This is a genomic window from Trichlorobacter thiogenes (assembly GCF_900167465.1).
Classification (GTDB): Bacteria; Desulfobacterota; Desulfuromonadia; order Geobacterales; family Pseudopelobacteraceae; genus Trichlorobacter; species Trichlorobacter thiogenes.
Genome location: NZ_FUWR01000016.1, coordinates 25,348 through 43,416, shown reverse-complemented (window position 1 = coordinate 43,416; position 18,069 = coordinate 25,348). Strand labels below are relative to the sequence as shown.

The window sequence follows — 18,069 nt, the reverse complement described above, 5'->3', positions numbered from 1 at the left end:
CACAAACGCTGCTGTTCATCCATTTGGTTGCAGCAGCGTTTGTGCTTTTTTTGCATGATTTGCATCTGGTTTTATCACGCACCTTTTTCAAGCAACGGATAACTGAATCCAATGCACGGAGCCTGGGCTGTTAAAAAGTTTCTCAACACGCATAAATATTGCCTTGAATCAATTGCCAAACCGCCGTTCCCTGCTAGACTGTAAGACATCTATCACGGAAGGATGGCCCAGATGGTAAACCGGTTTAAAAACCTTTCCATTACCATTAAAGCAACGCTTCTACTCTCCCTGACCGCCATGTTTTTTCTCCTGGTTCTGTCTGGTGTTACCTACCTGTTTGCACGTCATGAATTACAACAATCAATTGCCACCAATCAAACTGCTGCAGTAAATAGTCTGGCTGCCCAGTTGGATGAAAATCTTGCCGCTTCTCGTAATTATCTTCACTACTTGGCAACCCACCTGCAACAGATACATGCATCAAAATCTTCAGATCTACAAAATACGTTGAAGCACCATGATGAATCACGGCTTTTCTTTGATGCTGGCCTGATTCTGCTTTCTGCACAAGGTCGTATTGTTGCTGAAACTCCCTACAACAAAGAGCGGATCGGCCTTGATCAACATGAGCGTGAATACTACCAACAGGTTGTGAAGAGCGGTAAATCAGTTGTAAGTGCACCGTATAAACTTTCTTCGTCCCGGAGCCAGCCGGTTATTGCTTTTGCCGTACCGGTTAAAGACGGATCGAACAGTCAGCTGCATGGTGTTTTGGTTGGCAGGCGGAATCTGCAGAAAAATGGTTTTTTGCAAAAGCTGATAGACGCACCAATCGGTAAAAACGGCTATTTTTACCTTATTGACCAAGATCGAACGTTAATCATCCATCCTGACCCTTCCCGAATTCTTACCACTATTCCTGCTGGAAAAAACAAGGCGATTGATGCTGCTTTGGCAGGGCAGGAAGGCACGTGGGAGAATGTGAATTCTCTGGGCATTCCTGGATTAACCAGTATCAAGCCGTTAAAGGAGGCCCCCTGGTATCTGGCTGCGCAATATCCGCTGAGCGAGGCCTATGCACCCCTGCACCGGGCACGGTTGGCCTTTGGCGTTGTGCTGTTTATTTCAATGGCGCTGGCGGTGGTTGCGGTCTGGTTCAGTATGCAACCGGTGGTACGGCCACTCCAGCGTTTAACCAACCATCTTCAACAGTTAGGCACTAAACAGGGGGCGGACCGTTTTCTTACAGTAAACTCTCAGGATGAAATTGGGCACCTGACAACGGTTTTTAACGAATTATTGCAAGAGCTTGATGATGATGTAGAGGCGCAGGAAGAAGCCGCAGAGGTATACCGGATAATCACTGAATTTACCAATGAGGTTTCGCTCTGGCAGCTTGAGAATGGTGATATTCGTTATATTTCTCCCAACTGTGTCCGTTTCTTTGGCTATATGGATGCTGAATTTTATGCCTGCCCCAAGCTTCTTAATGCCTTGATCCACCCGGATGACCAGAAAACCTGGAGCAATCACCAGCCAGGCAGTTGTTCCATGGGAGGGGAAGGGCTTGAGATCAGACTGATTACCAAAGACGGTTCTCTGTCTGTTTTCAGGCATTACTGTCATCAGGTTGTTGATAAGCAGGGGAGTCCCAACGGTATTCGCAGCAGTTGGCTGGATATTACCGGCCAGCAGCAGATGGAATCAATGGCCCGTAAACTTTCCCGTGCTGTTGAACAGAGCAGCAGTACCATCGTAATCACAAACATAGATGGCGCAATCGAGTACGTTAACCCGCGCTTCTGCCTGACAACCGGTTATACAGCCGATGAAGTCATGGGTATGAATCCTCGCGTATTAAAGTCCGGTGATATGCCTCCTGAGGAATATCGTGAACTATGGCGCACCATTACCAGTGGCAAGGAATGGCGGGGAGAGTTCCATAACAAGCGTAAGGATGGCACTCTCTACTGGGAAGCTGCTTCGATTTTGCCATTAACCGATAAAAACGGCGTAATTATTGGTTATTTAGCGGTTAAAGATGATATTTCTGAAAAAAAAGCTGCGGAATATCTGATGATTGAGCTGTTCCAGCAGGTTGAAACAGCTAAAAAGGAATGGGAAAACACACTCGACCATCTCCGGGATTTTATCATTTTGACTGATCCTGAACATAAAATCAGACGCTATAATCGGATTTTGATGGAAATGACCAGTTTATCCAGTAGCGACCTGGTGGGTAGGGATTGGCGTGAACTACTACAGGAGATGGGGTTTAAATTCATCAACTTCAATGCCAGCTCCGGTGAGCTGCTTCATCTTCGTTCCGGCCGCAACTATGACATCAACGTGTACCCTGTTAAGTCTGAACATGATGATACACAGGGTTTTGTGGTCTCTCTGAATGACACCACTGAACTTCACACAACCGCCCATGAACTGGAAAAGGCATTGGCAGAGCTAGAAGATGCCCAGCTGCAGATCTACCAGCAGGAAAAAATGGCCTCCATTGGTCAGTTGGCAGCCGGGGTGGCCCATGAAATTAACAACCCGATGGGATTTATTACCAGTAATCTCAGTAGTCTGGAAAAATATGTCAGTCGTTTGTATGAATACATCGGCGTGGTGGATCAGGCCATGCAGGGCTGCTGTGAGGGGGCCTTGGCAGAGCCAGTGCATGAAGCCCGAAAACGGCTGAAGATTGATCGTATTCTGGATGATGCCCATCAGCTGATAGAAGAAAGTCAGGACGGTGCTGGACGGGTGCGCAGGATTGTACAGGATCTGAAGAACTTCTCCCGTGTGGATCAGGCTGAGACCGCACTGATCAACCTGAATGAGTCGTTGGAAACCACCATTAACATTGCCTGGAATGAGCTGAAATATGTCGCTGATCTGCACCGTGAGTTTGGCGATATCCCCAAGGTGAACTGTTTTCCCCAGCAACTGAACCAGGTCTTTCTGAACCTGCTGGTAAATTCCGCCCATGCCCTTGGTGAGACCCGTGGAGATATTACGGTACAGACAGAACAACAGGGAGATCAGGTACTGGTTAAGATCAGCGACACCGGCTGCGGGATGCCGCCGGAGGTGCAGCGCAGGATCTTTGAGCCGTTCTTCACCACCAAGGAAGTAGGTAAGGGGACCGGCCTTGGGCTTTCCATCAGCTATGACATCATCAAAAAACATGGCGGATCAATTGAGGTACAGAGCGAAGTGGGACGTGGCACCACCTTTACCGTGGTGTTACCGGTACATGGCCCCTGTGGTGAAGAGGAGCAACCATCATGCAACAGCCAGCAATGACACAGAGGTCTCCCAGCGGTTTTCTGAACCGAATGGCAATGGGGCTGGTGCTCTTGCTGGTTATGGTGAGTCTGCCTGCTATCTACAGCCTGTCACATAGCCGAAACAAGGCTGAACAAGATGCAAAGACAGAAGCCAAAGCCATAGCCCTGACACTGGGACAGTCTGTTATTTCAGTATTTATCAATGTTGATAATGCCTTGCAGATGGTAGCGGAAGAGGTGGTGCGACATACGCAACGGGGGGGCAAGGAACAGGAGCTGCAGACTTTTATTAAACGTCAATTTGGTCATGTACCAGAACTTGATAGTCTAGTAATCAGTGATGCCCAAGGCTGGGTGGTGTGGGGAACTCAAGATAAACCTGCACGTTCAGTCAGTGTAGCGGATCGTGATTATTTCAATTACCTACGGGACCATCCTGATGCAGGGATGGTGCTATCTAAGCCGATTATCAGCAAAATTAATAGTCGATGGATAATTGCCTGCGCTCGAAGAATCAACCTGCCAAACAATCGTTTTGGTGGTGTAGCCATTGGTTTATTGCCAATGCAGCAGTTTCAAGAACTGTTTTCTCAGGTGGTGTTGGGGAATCAGGGCAGCGTCTCACTGCGGTTTAATGATTTATCACTGATCGTCTATCACTCCCCCGTTCAACAGAAGCGGCGTTCCTATGTCAGCGGCAGCAAAGAGGTCTCTTTTGATTGGCAGCAGAAACTGGCAAAAGGTGAGACGAATAGTGGAGAATATCATGGCATAAGCGCAGTTGATGGTGTTAAACGCAGCTATTCCTACCGTCTGTTGCAGCCGTATCGGCTCTATCTTAATGTCGGGATGGCAGTGGATGATTATCTGGCTGCCTGGCGCAAGGAACTGTTGCTGACATCGTTTGCTCTTCTGTTCTGTTGGGCCGGTGTGCTGTTGCTGATACGTCAGATGTATCATCATAAACATCAGACAGAGCTTGAACAGTTGGTGCAGGAACGAACCAAAATCCTGACTGATACCAGCCATGAACTGGCTCAAAATGAAGAGCGGCTGCAGGCGTTACTGGATATCAGTGAGTATCAGACCTCGGATATCCAGGGGCTGCTGGAGTATGCGCTTGAAAAGATCATAACCATTACCCGCAGTAAAATCGGGTACATCTACCACTATCATGAAGACAGTCAGGAATTTGTCCTGAATACCTGGTCAAAAGAGGTTATGCCAGCTTGCACTGTAGCAAACCCCTCAACCATCTATAAGCTTGATAAAACAGGTATCTGGGGTGAGGCGGTCCGCCAGCGTAAAGCTATTTTGATCAATGACTTTGATGCACCGGATGACCTGAAAAAAGGCTACCCGGATGGTCATGTACATCTGTCCCGCTTTTTAACGGTGCCGGTCTTTGATCTGCATCAGTCAATTGTGGCGGTGGTGGGGGTTGCCAACAAAGAACAGCCCTATACAGAGCAGGACAGTCAACAGTTAAGCCTGCTGATGGCTGAAGTCTGGCGGATTTCCCAGCGGATTGAACTTGAAAAGAAGCTGGTTAACGCTGGCCATGAATGGCAGTCCACCTTTGACGCCATCAGTGACAGTGTCAGCCTGATTGACCGTGAAATGCGCATACTGCGCTGCAACCTGGCCTGCAAGCGGTTCTTTAATCGTGAATTCACCGATATTATCGGGCGTTACTGCTGGGAGGTCATTCATAATTCAGATGGCCCGATTGAAGACTGCCCCATGCAACGCAGCCTAAAAACCCGGAAGACCGAGAGTCAGCTGGTTTTTCAGGGTAAATCCTGGCTGCATTTGACGGTTGACCCGCTGCTGGATGAACAGCATGAAGTTACCGGCGCAGTGCTTATTATTCATGATGACACTGAGCGGGTTCTGGCTGATCAGTCCCAGCGGGAACTGCTTTCCATGCTGGAGGCGGTCCATAATGAGCTGTATGTCTTCAACCCTGATACCCTGTTGTTTGAATATGCCAACCAGAGCGCCCTGCAGAACCTTGGCTACAGTCTGGCACAACTGCAAACAATGACGCCGCTTGATATCAAGCCGATGATGAACAGGCATGAGTTTATTCCGATGATCTCTGCACTGATGACCGGCGACCTTCCCTTGCAGCGTTTTGAAACCTTCCATCAACGCGCCAATGGCACAAGCTACCCAGTGGATGTGAACCTGCAGATGGTATCCACCCATTCCGGTCGTCGTTGTCTGGCGGTTATTCATGATAATACCGAGCAACATCAGCAGCGAGAGGCGTTACGCGCCAGTCAGTCGCTGGTAGAATCCATTATGAATTCAATGAAAAGCACCATTGCTGTGCTTGATGAAGACGGGATGATCATTCGGGTGAATCTGGAGTGGAGCAGTTTTGCAACACAAAATGGCGGATCTGCTGAACTTATTGCCGGTGTTGGCCTTAATTACCTGGAGGTGTGCCAGCGGGCTGCTGTTAACAACAAAGAAGTTGAAGAGTTACTGACAGGTCTCATATCCGTGCAACGTCGTTTACTACCGGTCTATTCAGCTGAGTATTCCTGTCACAGTCCCAACGAACAACGTTGGTTTATCGTGTATGCGGTTCCTCTGGAAAACTCAAAAGGCGGGATTGTGTTAACGCACCTGAATATCACCAGCAGAAAGTTTGCTGAAATCGCACTGGGAATTGAACGTGACCGGCTGGAAATGGCATCTGTAGCAGGCAATATTGCCCTCTGGGATTGGGATATAAAAACCGGTTCCTTGATCTGGTCAGATGCGGTTGACCGGATGATGGGGGCAGAACCGGGTACTCTGCCCCGAACGATTACTGCGTGGGAAGACATCATTCATCCAGAGGACCTTGAACGGGTCAATCAGACCCTATCCAGCCATTTAGAGCACCATACCCCCTATGTTATTGATTATCGGGTTCGCAACAGTGATGGCAGCTACATGGATTGGCATGACAGTGGCCAGGCCTATTTTGATGATTCTGGCGTGGCAATCAGGATGTCCGGCGCCTGTATTGACATAACTGATCGCACTAAAAACGAACTGCAGATCAGGGAACTGCATGCCCAGCTGTTACAACAGGAAAAAATGGCCTCCATCGGGCAGCTTTCTGCCGGTATTGCCCATGAGATCAATAACCCGATGGGGTTCATCAATAGTAACCTGGGTACCCTTGAAAAATACGTGGATAAGTTTGATCGCTACATCGCCACTCTGGAACCGCTGGTACAGAGCTGTTGTACCGAACAGCAACAACAGTCAGCACAGGTTTTACGCAAAGAATTAAAACTGGATTATGTGCTGCGGGATATCCGCCAACTGCTTGAGGAGTCCAGCGATGGCGCTGGCCGGGTAATGCGGATTGTGCAGGATCTTAAGACCTTCTCTCGCAGCGATACCGCCCAGATTGCCCGGGCAGACCTTCATCAGTGTATTGACAGCACCATTAACATTATCTGGAATCAGATCAAGTATGTGGCAGAGCTGAAAAAAGAGTATGGAGACCTGCCCAAGGTGCCCTGCAATATTCAACAGGTTAACCAGGTTTTTATGAATCTGCTGGTTAATGCCTGTCACGCCATTGAGTCGAACCAGCTTGAGGCCCTTGGCACCATAACCGTGCGTACCTGGGCTGATGAGGACAATGCCTTTGTGGCAATCAGTGACACCGGTTGTGGCATGTCTGAAGAGGTACAACGCAGGATCTTTGAGCCGTTTTACACCACCAAAGAGGTGGGTAAGGGAACCGGCCTGGGGCTTTCCATCAGCCACGAAATTATCAAGAAACATGCCGGTGAGCTGACGGTTACAAGTGTAGTGGGAACAGGAACAACCTTTACGATCCGGTTGCCATTAAATCAACCGGTATCTGATGGTAGCCCGCTTTAACAGGGAGTTGTTGATGAGCCCAACCGCCTATATATACCGCATTGTGGCTGATTACTCGTCTGATCTGGTCTATCTGTTGTTACCGGATAACTCGATCGGCTATGTTTCACCAAACTGCGAGTTGCTGACCGGTTATACCATGACGGAGCTTAAGACAGATCTGGATGCATTTAAAAAGATTATCTCGCCGGACAGCTTAACGATCTGGGATGAACATGTAGCCATGCACCAACAACGGCTGCTGATGCCGAACAGTATCAACATCAAGCTGCTTGATCGTAACGGGGATGAACACTGGGTCTCACACACCTGCCAGCAGATCTGTGATGACGATGGCTCGTTAGTCGGGGTTCGCGGAAGTTTTTCAGATATTTCTGACCTGATGCACCTGCAGGATATGCTTGAAAAACAGAAGACCTTCCTTGAACAGCTGATCGGCAATGCAGCGGTTCCGATCTTTGTGCTGGATGAGAGTCACCGTATTGTTGTCTGGAATAATGCTCTGCAGGATCTGACCGGTTTTACCAAAGAGGAGATGATCGGCACCAAGCGTCAGTGGACACCGTTTTATGGTCATGAACGCCCTGTGCTGGCTGATTTTATCCTGACCGGTGAACCGCTTGATCATAATAATCTCTATAATCAGATTAACCCTTCATTACATATCCCCGGTGCCCTGCAGGCTGAAGGCTGGTACGAAACCCTGGGAGGTAAGCGTCGTTATATCCTGTTTGAAGCCTCACCAATCCATGACCAGCAAGGCAACAGGATTGCAGCAATAGAAACGGTGCTGGATATGACAGAGCGCAAGCTGCTTGATGAAGAGCTTGAGCGGAGCAGGGCAGAGATTGCACAGCAGCATACCCGGCTTGACAAGCTGTTTGCCCAGGTTGAAGTGGCTAAACGAGAGTGGGAAGATACCCTGGACTGCATCACTGATATCGTGTTGATGTGCGACACCCAGGGTAACATCCAGCGCTGCAATACTCCTTTTAATCAACTGGCAGGTTTGCCGTTTAATGAGGTGTATGGAAAAAGCTGGGCTTCCATTCTCTATAGCCTCGGGTTTGCAATTGATAACTATAAAAATGGTAATGGAACCGTTCATGACAAGGATAATCAACGCTTCTTTGATCTGCGCACCTTTCCCTTACGCAACAAAAACGGCGTTGCTGTTGGAAACGTGGTAAACCTGCGTGATATTACAGAAATAAGAGGAATACATCAGGAACTGGAAGAGGCCTACAACCATCTGAAGCTGGTGCAGATGCAGGCGGTCCAGCAGGAAAAAATGGCTTCTGTGGGACAGTTGGCAGCCGGGGTGGCCCATGAAATCAACAATCCCATGGGCTTCATTTCCAGCAACCTGGCCTCACTATCAAAATACATCAATAAACTTAAGGCATTTGAAGCAAGTCTGGTTGAACTGACAACAAACAGTGGCAACAGCGTACTGGTGGATGAGATAGCCAAAGTTAAAAAAAGTATGAAGATAGATTTTATTCTGGGAGATATGGAAGGCCTGTTGGCAGAGTCTCTTGATGGTGCTGAACGGGTCCGTCATATAGTGCAGGACCTGAAGAATTTTTCCCATGTTGATGAGGCTGAATGGAAGCCGATTAACATAAACGATAACCTGGATAGCACCCTGAATATGGTGCGTAATGAGATTAAATATGTAGCTGAGGTGGTGAAGGAATACGGTGAGATTCCACCGGTTACCTGCCGACCCCAACAGTTGAATCAGGTCTTTATGAACCTGCTGGTAAATGCGGCCCATGCCATTGAAACACAGGGCACCATCACGGTGCGTACCAGGCAGGAAGGCGACATGGTCTTTATCTCGGTTATAGATACCGGCAAAGGGATTGATCCAGAACATCTGAACCGAATCTTTGAACCGTTTTTTACCACCAAGGCGGTGGGGAAGGGTACCGGATTGGGACTTTCAATCTGCTATGACATCATCCACAAACATGCCGGAGAAATTCTGGTGGAAAGTACGGTAGGCGTCGGAACCACATTTACGGTCAGGTTACCGATTGTTCCTCCAGCTGACGCGTAAGACGATAAGGGTACCTTATGGCCAAGATACTGATAGTAGAAGATGAACTAATGAGTCGCAGCATGCTTGAATTGATCCTGCAACAGGCCGGGCATGCGGTGGTCTGTACGGTTGACGGGGCTGATGCACTTGTTGCCGCCCGGCAACAGTGCCCAGACCTGATTATTACTGATGTGATGATGCCGGTCATGGACGGCTTTGAACTGTGCCGTCAGTGCAAGGCTGATCAGACCCTGCAGCAGGTGCCGATCATCCTGTATTCCAGCGATTATACTGAACAGCAGGAACAAAAACTGGGATTGGAACTGGGGGCATACCGGTATCTGGTAAAACCATCACCGCCGCCGCTTTTACTGGCTGCAATCAATGACGCTCTTGCAGAACAGCAACGTTCATCGCTATCCGGCAAAGAGCAGCCGTTGGATGAAGAGATGAAGCTGTTACGCAACTATAACGAAGTACTGTTCAACAAGCTTGAAGCCAAGATGCAGGAGCTGCAAAAGACCATTGATGAACAAAAAAAGTATGAAGAGACTATGAAGGCGATGCAGGCCCAGATTATCCAGCAGGAAAAAATGGCCTCAATCGGTCAGCTGGCCGCAGGGGTGGCCCATGAGATCAACAACCCGATGGGGTTTATTACCAGTAACCTGACCTCGCTTGGCAAGTATGCAGAACGTTTGGATAGCTATATTGCGGCGTTACAGGGGAGTATCTATTCCTGCACCAACCATCCTGGGCTTGACGAACTGGATCAGCTGCGCCAGAAGCTGAAGGTTGATTACATTGTAAGCGATGTCAATGAGTTGATTAACGAAAGTCTGGATGGCGCCAATCGGGTACGCAGGATTGTGCAGGATTTAAAGAGTTTTTCTCGGCTTGATCAGGCTGAATCAACCCATGCAAACCTGAATGAATGTCTGGATACCACCATTAATATTGCATGGAACGAACTTAAGTATATTTCAACACTTGAACGCCAGTTTGGCGAAATACCTGAAGTTGTCTGTAATCCACAACAGTTGAATCAGGTTTTCCTTAACCTGCTGGTAAACGCTGCACAAGCCATGGAACAACAGGGGATAATAACGGTAAAAACCTGGACTGAACCTGGCTGGGTCTGCGTCTCAGTTGCTGATACCGGCAAAGGGATGCCCAAAGAAGTGCAAAACAGAATTTTTGAGCCGTTTTTTACCACCAAACCTGCGGGTAAGGGGACTGGCCTGGGGTTATCCATCTCTGTTGATATAATTCGTAAGCATCATGGTGAGATAACCGTTGATAGCGAAGCGGGTAAAGGGACTACTTTTACGGTGCGGTTGCCGGTTGAGAAAGAAAAATCAAAATCCTAACGCAGAGGTGCGGAGATGCAGGGGTGCAGAGAAAAGCAAAACATTAGGGGAAGATCAAAACCAATAGATTTTTATTTTCTCTGTGTCTCTGCCCCTCCTGCCTCTCTGCGTTAAGGTTTTTAAAGTTGTAAGGTTGTTGAAAAAGGAGCCGATCATGGACAGCTTTGAAATGCCGGTCAAAATTCTCTGTGTTGATGATGAACGTAATGTACTGCGTTCATTGGAACGGATTTTTCTGGATGATGACTATGAGATCGTGACTGCTGGTTCAGGCGATGAAGGTCTTGAGATTATGGCTGAAGCAGGTGACAGCTTTCAGGTGGTGGTATCCGATTATCGGATGCCGGTCATGAATGGGGTGGAGTTTCTGAAAGCGGTTTATGAGCGCTGGCCCGATACGGTGCGGATTGTTCTCTCCGGTTATGCCGATGCCGGTGCAATTGTGGCAGCCATCAACGAAGGACATATCTACAAGTTCATCCCTAAACCGTGGAATGATGAAGAACTGCGGGTCACCATCCAGAACTGCCTGGAACGTTACTCCTTGCTGAAGAAAAACCGGGAACTGCTGGATGAGCTGGCTCAGACAAACCAGATGCTTGAAGAAAAGGTACAGCAGCGGACAGAAGATCTTGAGCTGCGTAACAGGGCGCTTGAGTTCTCTCAGACCATGTTGGGCAATCTGCCGGTGGGGGTGGTGGGGATTGACGAAGGTGGCCTGATTGCCCACTGTAATACAATCGCTGCAGGCATCCTGAAGCAACTGTGTGATGATTTCTTTGGTACTGATATCCAGCATTTTTGTGATGATCGGCTTAAGACCCTTGTTGAACAGGTCAGAAAAGAGCAGACCTTGAACACGGTTGATACCTTTGGTGATCGACCGTGGCGGGTGCTGGGCCGTACGATCTCCTTTGCTGGCAGTGAGGCTGTGGTACTTGTGTTTCTGGAGGTGTAAGTAACTATGCGCACAGTGTTATTTGTAGATGATGAACAGCCGATCCGTAATGCCTTGGAACGGATGTATCTTGAGCGGGATGATCTGCGCTGTCTGTTTGCCGCTTCCGGTCAGGAAGGGCTTGAGATCATGGAAAAGGAAGAGGTCTGGGTGGTGGTGTCTGACTACCTGATGCCCGGCATGCGGGGGATAGAGTTTCTGTCCAAGGTCAAGGCCCGCTGGCCCCATACCATCAGGATCATGATGACCGCCTATGCTGATCTCTCCATTGCCATTGATGCCATCAACAAAAGTGAGGCGTTCCGCTTTGTTACCAAGCCCTGGAATAATCAGGAGTTGATGGAGATAGTAGATGAAGCACTGATGCGCTATCAATTGGTGCAGACGCTCGGGGCTGAAGATGAAACCGTCTACCTCTCTCTGGCCCAGACCGTTGAGCTGAAAGATCCGTACACCAAGGGGCATTGTGACCGGGTTGCCCGCTATGCGGTTGCCCTTGGCAAGGCAGTGGGATTTACAGAACAGCAGCTGGAGGAGATTAAACATGGCAGTTGGTTGCATGATTGCGGGAAAATAGGCGTGCCAGAGCGAGTGCTTAACTTTCCTGGAAGACTGAATGAAGATGATATGGAATCAGTCATGCAGCATCCCCGCTGGGGTTCTGAAGTGGCCCGCCAGGCCCATATGTCAGAGCAGGTGGTGAACGTTATCCTGTATCACCATGAACGGTTTGACGGCGCAGGCTATCCTTCCGGTCTGAAGGGGGACGAAATCCCGATTGAGGCCAGAATTGTAGCCATTGCCGATGTGTTTGACGCGCTCTATTCCGACCGTCCTTACCGTAAGGCCTATTCTCTGGAACGGGCTATTGAAATTATGCAGGAAATGACTGCCACCCATTTTGATCCTGAATTGATTAAGACCTTTCTGCCACTGGCAGAACAGGAGGCATGCTCCCATGAGTGATGAACTGATCCGTCCTACAGTGCTGTTTGTTGATGATGAGGAGAACATCCTTAAGGCGTTGCAGCGTCTGACCATGGATGAAGAGTTTGATACGGAAATAGCCAACTCTGGAGATGCCGGCCTGCAGAAGCTGACTACCCTTTCCAATGTGGCGTTGATCGTGTCTGACCAACGGATGCCCGGCATGAACGGCGCAGAATTTCTGCATCAATCCCAGCAGTTGGCGCCTGAGGCAATCAGGATGCTCTTGACCGGCTATTCCGATATCTCTGCTGCAGCTGATGCCATTAACAAGGGAGGGGCGAGTCGGTATCTGAACAAACCCTGGAATGATGATGATCTGCTGCAGACGCTGAAAGCAGCGATTGAAACATGGAAGCTGTCAAATGATAACAAACGTTTGCAGGCAATTGTGCAAGCACAGAATGAAGAAATGAAGCAATGGAATGAGAATCTGAAAAACCGGGTACTGCAGCAGACCACGGCCATTCGGAAAAAGGCTGATGACCTGAATGAAGCCCTGGTCCAGTTAAAACAGAACTACAGCGGAATCATCAATGCCTTTTCAGGTCTGGTGGAACTCCGTGGTCAGAAGGCGCAGCAGCATGCCCGCAATGTGATGGAGCTGGCGGTTGCTGCAGCACGTGAATATGGGCTGATGCCGGAGGAACTTGAGATTATCCGTACTGCTGCCTTGCTGCATGATATTGGAGAGATCGGCCTGCCTGAAAACGTACTTGAGAAATCCCAGGACTATATGACCCAGAATGAACTGCATATCTATAGTCAACACCCGGTGCGGGGCCAGATGGCCATTGACAGCATTGCGGAGCTTCGCCCGGCTGGTATCCTTATACGGCATCATCATGAATATTTTAACGGCACCGGTTTTCCTGACAAACTTGCAGGAGATGCCATCCCGATTGGCGCCAGGATTCTGACCTATGCCGATCAACTGGACAAGGCTGTTGCCAGTGGAGGAGATACTGCAGAACAGGCCCTGACAAGGGTTGAGCTGGGGCTCTCCATCAAGCTTGATCCGGGCCTGCAGCGGGTGTTTCGTAAGATTGCCCGCTACGCCTATTTCACCATGCCTGAGATTGATCCCAATGCAACCGTTGAATTAGAACTAAAACCGGAAGAACTGCGGGCCGGCATGATTCTGACCAAGGATGTTATCTCCGGTACCGGCATGATGCTGCTGAACAAAGGGGTTACGCTGGATGCCGTCAAGTTGGAGGCGATTCAGCGTTATTATCAGCTGGATCCGCCGCTGCATGGTGTGTTTGCCTTGGTACATGGCAAGGGGTGATTACTAAACCTTAACGCAGAGAAAAATGAGAGGGGCAGGGACGCAGAGAAAGGCACAACAAAACAAGGGGAAAACAAAACCATTTTTTGATGTTCTCCCCATCTCTGCTACTCCGCGCCTCTGCGTTAAGGTTCTAAGGTTTTTATGATCGAATTTGATGAAGCACAAAAACGTCTTGTACTGAAGCTGGTTTATTACGGTCCGGCTCTGTCCGGCAAGACCACCAACCTGCTCTGCCTGCACGATACACTGCAGCAGGATGGTCGTGGTGAACTGATGATGCTGGATACCACTGAAGATCGTACCATCTACTTTGATTTATTGCCGTTTTTTTATGTGGCGCCATCGGGTCTAAAGATAAAGCTGAAGGTCTACACCGTGCCGGGTCAGGTGCGCCATGATGCCACCCGCAAGGCGGTACTGCAGCGGGCTGATGGAGTGGTCTTTATTGCCGATTCACAGATCAGCCAACAATCAATAAATGCCGAGAGTTTTGCCAACCTTGAACAGAATCTGTCCCTGGTGGGATTGGATCTGGAAAAACTGCCGCTGGTGATTCAGTTTAACAAGCGGGATCTGTCAGAACTGGTTACAGAAGAAGAGTTACGCACCACCTGGGAACCCACCGGTCTGCCGGTGTTGATGGCCTCGGCATTACAGGGCTGGGGCGTGCTGGAAACGTTTCAGGCTGCAGTTGAGGGGTTGTTTGACAGCCTGGATCAGAAGCTGCAACTACTGGAACGGTTTCAGGTTGATCGTGATGATTTCGTCGCCACGTTGACAAAAGCTAAAAAGCTATAACGCAGAGAAAAATGAGAGAAGCAGAGACGCAGTGAAAGGCAACACAACAATCAGGGGAAAACAAAAACAATTTTTGATGTTCTCCGCATCTCTGCTGCTCTGCGACTCTGCGTTAAGGTTTTAAGGGGTTAAAAAGGACACCCATGACTGAATCTCCCACCCATATTGAGTTTATTATCGGCGAAGAAAAGCGTCTGAGCGATATTGTGGGCAAGCTTGAGATCGAACCACTCTTGCGCAGCGCACTTAAGCTGGGAATCAACCGTGTTGCCCTGCTGGATGAGGACGAACGTGTCCTGGTTGCACTGGGTGAATCAATTGTTGAACAGCAGGGGATGTGTAGTGAAATCCGCCTGCCGATTCTGGTTGAAGGAGAACCCAAAGGCACGCTGTTACTGGCATCTGCAGGGCAGATCCCCGGTCTGGAGGCGATTGCCCGTCTGTTACAGGATAGCCTGCAGCTGACCGTGACCAACAACTTGAAGCGGATGCTGACTACCGAGGTGCATACCAGCATTGTGCAGGAATCCTACGAACAGTTGGTATCAACCAATCATCGTCTGATGGAATCTGAGCGTCGCTACCGTACTCTGGCCCGTGATCTTGAGATAAAGGTTAAGGAGCGTACTGCAGAGCTGCAGCAGGCCTATCAACGGATGTTACAACAGGAAAAACTGGCTGCAGTTGGCCAACTGGCCGCTGGTATGGCCCATGAGATCAACACGCCGCTGGGCTTTATCCACAGCAATCTGAACAGCTTTGCCAAATATCAGAACCGGATGGCTGAAATGTTGGGGCTCTACCGGTTGTTACTGGCTAAAGAAACATCGCCTGAAACAATCAAACAGCAGACTGAACAGCGCTGGAAAGAGCTGAAGCTGGACTTTCTGCTGGAAGACAGTGGGGTGCTGCTGGGACAGTCGCTGGAAGGGGCTGACCGGATTGCAACGATTGTGGCGCAGCTGAAAGGGTTTGCCCATCTGGATGGCATGGAACAGCAGTCAATGGATCTTCAGCATGAACTGAAACAGTTATTGGCTGGCCTTGCCCCTCAACTCCCTCCAAACAGCCGTATAACCACTGACCTGCAACCACTTCCGCCACTTGTCTGCCGGGTGCCATTGCTGCTGCAGGCCTTTGCCAATATTCTGGATAATGCCATTAAATCACGCTCCGAAGGGCTTGAGCTGACGGTGTACGCCAGGCAGGAGTCAGATCTTATCTTGGTCGCCATCAGCGATAATGGCTGTGGTATTCCGGCAGAGAATCTACCGCATATCTTTGAGCCTTTTTTTACCACGCGTCCAGTTGGTAGCGGCTCCGGCATGGGGTTGACCGTGGCGCGGGAGGCGATTATCGGGGCAGGTGGCAGTATTGAGGTTGAGTCGCTGGCGGGGCAGGGTACGACCTGCAGGGTAACTCTTCCGCACGGTTGAATTGGCTGTAACTCCGCTTGATCATGAACCGCTACTGAAAGCAGGGATACCATGAAGAGCTTTTTGACAGGTTGTACAGCAGGTTCTTTAGCCACGATCAGACAGGCAACTGTCGGCCTCTTGCTGGCCTGTACACTGCTGTTCTCTATGGGCGCCAGCGTTGCGGCTGAAACAAAAAAAGAGGTTACAATAGCGGTCCTTGCCCTGCGCGGTAATGATGCTGCGCTGAAAACATGGAGTGCAACTGCCGATTATCTAGCCCAAAAGATCCCTGACACGACCTTCCGTATTGTTCCCTATGATTTCAAAACCATCGGTCCTGCTGCCCAACGGGGCGAGTATGATTTTGTAATTGCCAACTCCTCCATCTATGTTGAACTTGAGGCGCTCTACGGGGTAACGCGGATAGCAACGCTGCAGGGGATGAGTGACGGTCGTGCAGCAACCCTGTTTGGCGGAGTGATCTTTTGTAAAAATACCCGCAACGATATTTCAACATTGGCTGATATCAGAGGCAAAACCTTTGGCGCTGTAGAGGAAAACTCATTTGGTGGCTGGCGCATGGCCTGGCGGGAGTTCCGTGCCGCCGGGATTGATCCGTACCGTGATATTAAAGAGCTGACATTTGTCGGCACCCACGACGGGGTTGTGCTGGCTGTTCGTGATGGCAAACTTGACGCCGGCACCGCCCGTTCCGGTATTCTTGAAGATATGGCCAAAACCGGCACGATTAATCCTGCTGATTTCAAGATCATTCATCAACAGTATGATGATCAGTTTAATCTGCTGCACAGCACCCGGCTGTATCCTGAATGGCCCTTTGCCCGGCTGCGGCAAACGAACGACGCGCTGGCCCAGAAGGTTTCAATTGCGCTGTTAAGCATGCAGCCTGATGATGGCGCGGCTCAAACAGCTAAAATTCGCGGTTGGACCACCCCCCATGATTACAACGATGTCCATGAGCTGTTCAAAGAGCTAAAGATCGGTCCGTACAAGGATTACGGCATGATCACCCTGGCCATGGTGCTGCAGAAATACCTCTATCCGATCGTTGGCGGTCTGATCTTTGTCATACTGCTGGTTGTATTTGCCGTGTTTATGCTGCGGCTTAATGACCGGCTGAATCGGTCCAATCATGAACTGGAACAGGCTCACCGTGATCTGAAAGAGGCCCAATCCAAACTCCTGCAAAATGAGAAAATGGCATCAATCGGGCAGCTGGCAGCAGGGGTTGCCCATGAAATCAATAACCCAAACGGGTTCATTCTCAGTAACTTGAATGCCCTGCGTAAGTATGTAGAACGGGTCCGGGAGTTTATTGCCTTTCAGGAAGATGCGCTGGCTACAGCTGATGAGGCGGTGACCACGCAGATTCAACAGAAGAAACGTAGCCTCAAGATTGATTTTACCCTTGAAGATATGGGCAACCTGATTCAGGAATCCTCTGAAGGTGCAGAACGGATCAAGACTATTGTCAAAGATCTGAAAGACTTTTCACATCTTGATCAGGCTGAATTGGTGCAGGCAGATATTAATGCCTGCATCGAGAACACCCTTACCATTATCTCAAACAAGCTACTGCTTAAGACCGAACTTAAAAAAGAGCTGGGCAATCTACCGGCGGTAACCTGTAACCCTGGCCAGATCAACCAGGTGTTATCGAATCTGCTGCATAATGCGGCCCAGGCGGTTGAACAAGGCGGTGAGATCACGGTCAAGACCTGGGCAGAGCAGGATTTGGTCTACATTGCCATTAGTGATACCGGCCCTGGCATTCCTCCTGAGATCAGACCCCGTCTGTTTGAACCGTTTTTTACCACCAGAGAGGTGGGGAAGGGGGCTGGACTGGGACTGAGTGTCGCCTATGACATCATTAAAAAGCATAATGGTGAGATTGTTGTTACGAGTGAGCTGGGTAAGGGGAGCTGTTTTACGGTGCGTTTGCCGGTGACGGAATCTTAAGCCGTCAGAAAATAGTGGAACTGGGGAGAT

The 18,069-nt window shown here is 49.4% G+C and carries 10 protein-coding genes; all 10 read left to right on the top strand.

Going from position 1 to position 18,069, the window contains the following annotated elements; genetic code table 11:
- The first annotated feature begins 231 nt into the window (after positions 1–231).
- On the top strand, positions 232–3,306 hold the full coding sequence (locus tag B5D39_RS12905) for a PAS domain S-box protein (RefSeq protein ID WP_161947503.1): 3,075 nt from the start codon (positions 232–234) through the stop codon (positions 3,304–3,306).
- Positions 3,288–7,187: a PAS domain S-box protein gene (locus tag B5D39_RS12900; RefSeq protein ID WP_078790877.1), complete on the top strand. Its 3,900-nt coding sequence runs from the start codon at positions 3,288–3,290 to the stop codon at positions 7,185–7,187. The genes B5D39_RS12905 and B5D39_RS12900 overlap by 19 nt, the downstream gene beginning before the upstream one ends.
- A 13-nt stretch (positions 7,188–7,200) precedes the next feature.
- Positions 7,201–9,252 (top strand): PAS domain S-box protein, encoded by a 2,052-nt coding sequence (locus B5D39_RS12895; protein WP_161947502.1) that lies wholly within the window; start codon positions 7,201–7,203, stop codon positions 9,250–9,252.
- 17 nt (positions 9,253–9,269) lie between these two features.
- Positions 9,270–10,604, top strand: a complete 1,335-nt coding sequence (locus tag B5D39_RS12890) for a hybrid sensor histidine kinase/response regulator (protein ID WP_078790875.1) — start codon at positions 9,270–9,272, stop codon at positions 10,602–10,604.
- Positions 10,605–10,758: 154 nt separating this feature from the next.
- Positions 10,759–11,562, top strand: a complete 804-nt coding sequence (locus tag B5D39_RS12885) for a response regulator (protein WP_078790874.1) — start codon at positions 10,759–10,761, stop codon at positions 11,560–11,562.
- Between the two features lie 6 nt (positions 11,563–11,568).
- The gene (locus B5D39_RS12880; RefSeq protein ID WP_078790873.1) at positions 11,569–12,528 is read left to right on the top strand and encodes an HD-GYP domain-containing protein; all 960 of its coding nucleotides are present in this window, start codon (positions 11,569–11,571) and stop codon (positions 12,526–12,528) included.
- The gene (gene nosR, locus B5D39_RS12875) at positions 12,521–13,840 is read left to right on the top strand and encodes a response regulator c-di-GMP phosphodiesterase, NosR family (RefSeq protein WP_078790872.1); all 1,320 of its coding nucleotides are present in this window, start codon (positions 12,521–12,523) and stop codon (positions 13,838–13,840) included. The genes B5D39_RS12880 and nosR overlap by 8 nt, the downstream gene beginning before the upstream one ends.
- 144 nt (positions 13,841–13,984) lie before the next feature.
- Entirely contained in the window at positions 13,985–14,641 is a 657-nt protein-coding gene (locus B5D39_RS12870) for a GTP-binding protein (protein ID WP_078790871.1), read from the top strand.
- A 143-nt stretch (positions 14,642–14,784) separates the two neighbouring features.
- On the top strand, positions 14,785–16,077 hold the full coding sequence (locus tag B5D39_RS12865) for a sensor histidine kinase (RefSeq protein WP_078790870.1): 1,293 nt from the start codon (positions 14,785–14,787) through the stop codon (positions 16,075–16,077).
- Between the two features lie 51 nt (positions 16,078–16,128).
- On the top strand, positions 16,129–18,039 hold the full coding sequence (locus tag B5D39_RS12860) for a sensor histidine kinase (protein WP_078790869.1): 1,911 nt from the start codon (positions 16,129–16,131) through the stop codon (positions 18,037–18,039).
- Positions 18,040–18,069 lie beyond the last annotated feature (30 nt).

What these genes read in the sequence shown, in the direction of transcription:
- B5D39_RS12885 (WP_078790874.1), top strand. Translation starts at nt 10,759, where the DNA reads ATGGACAGCTTTGAAATGCCGGTCAAAATTCTCTGTGTTGATGATGAA.
- B5D39_RS12880 (WP_078790873.1), top strand. Translation starts at nt 11,569, where the DNA reads ATGCGCACAGTGTTATTTGTAGATGATGAACAGCCGATCCGTAATGCC.
- B5D39_RS12895 (WP_161947502.1), top strand. Translation starts at nt 7,201, where the DNA reads ATGAGCCCAACCGCCTATATATACCGCATTGTGGCTGATTACTCGTCT.
- B5D39_RS12890 (WP_078790875.1), top strand. Translation starts at nt 9,270, where the DNA reads ATGGCCAAGATACTGATAGTAGAAGATGAACTAATGAGTCGCAGCATG.
- B5D39_RS12905 (WP_161947503.1), top strand. Translation starts at nt 232, where the DNA reads ATGGTAAACCGGTTTAAAAACCTTTCCATTACCATTAAAGCAACGCTT.
- B5D39_RS12900 (WP_078790877.1), top strand. Translation starts at nt 3,288, where the DNA reads ATGCAACAGCCAGCAATGACACAGAGGTCTCCCAGCGGTTTTCTGAAC.
- B5D39_RS12870 (WP_078790871.1), top strand. Translation starts at nt 13,985, where the DNA reads ATGATCGAATTTGATGAAGCACAAAAACGTCTTGTACTGAAGCTGGTT.
- B5D39_RS12860 (WP_078790869.1), top strand. Translation starts at nt 16,129, where the DNA reads ATGAAGAGCTTTTTGACAGGTTGTACAGCAGGTTCTTTAGCCACGATC.
- B5D39_RS12865 (WP_078790870.1), top strand. Translation starts at nt 14,785, where the DNA reads ATGACTGAATCTCCCACCCATATTGAGTTTATTATCGGCGAAGAAAAG.
- nosR (WP_078790872.1), top strand. Translation starts at nt 12,521, where the DNA reads ATGAGTGATGAACTGATCCGTCCTACAGTGCTGTTTGTTGATGATGAG.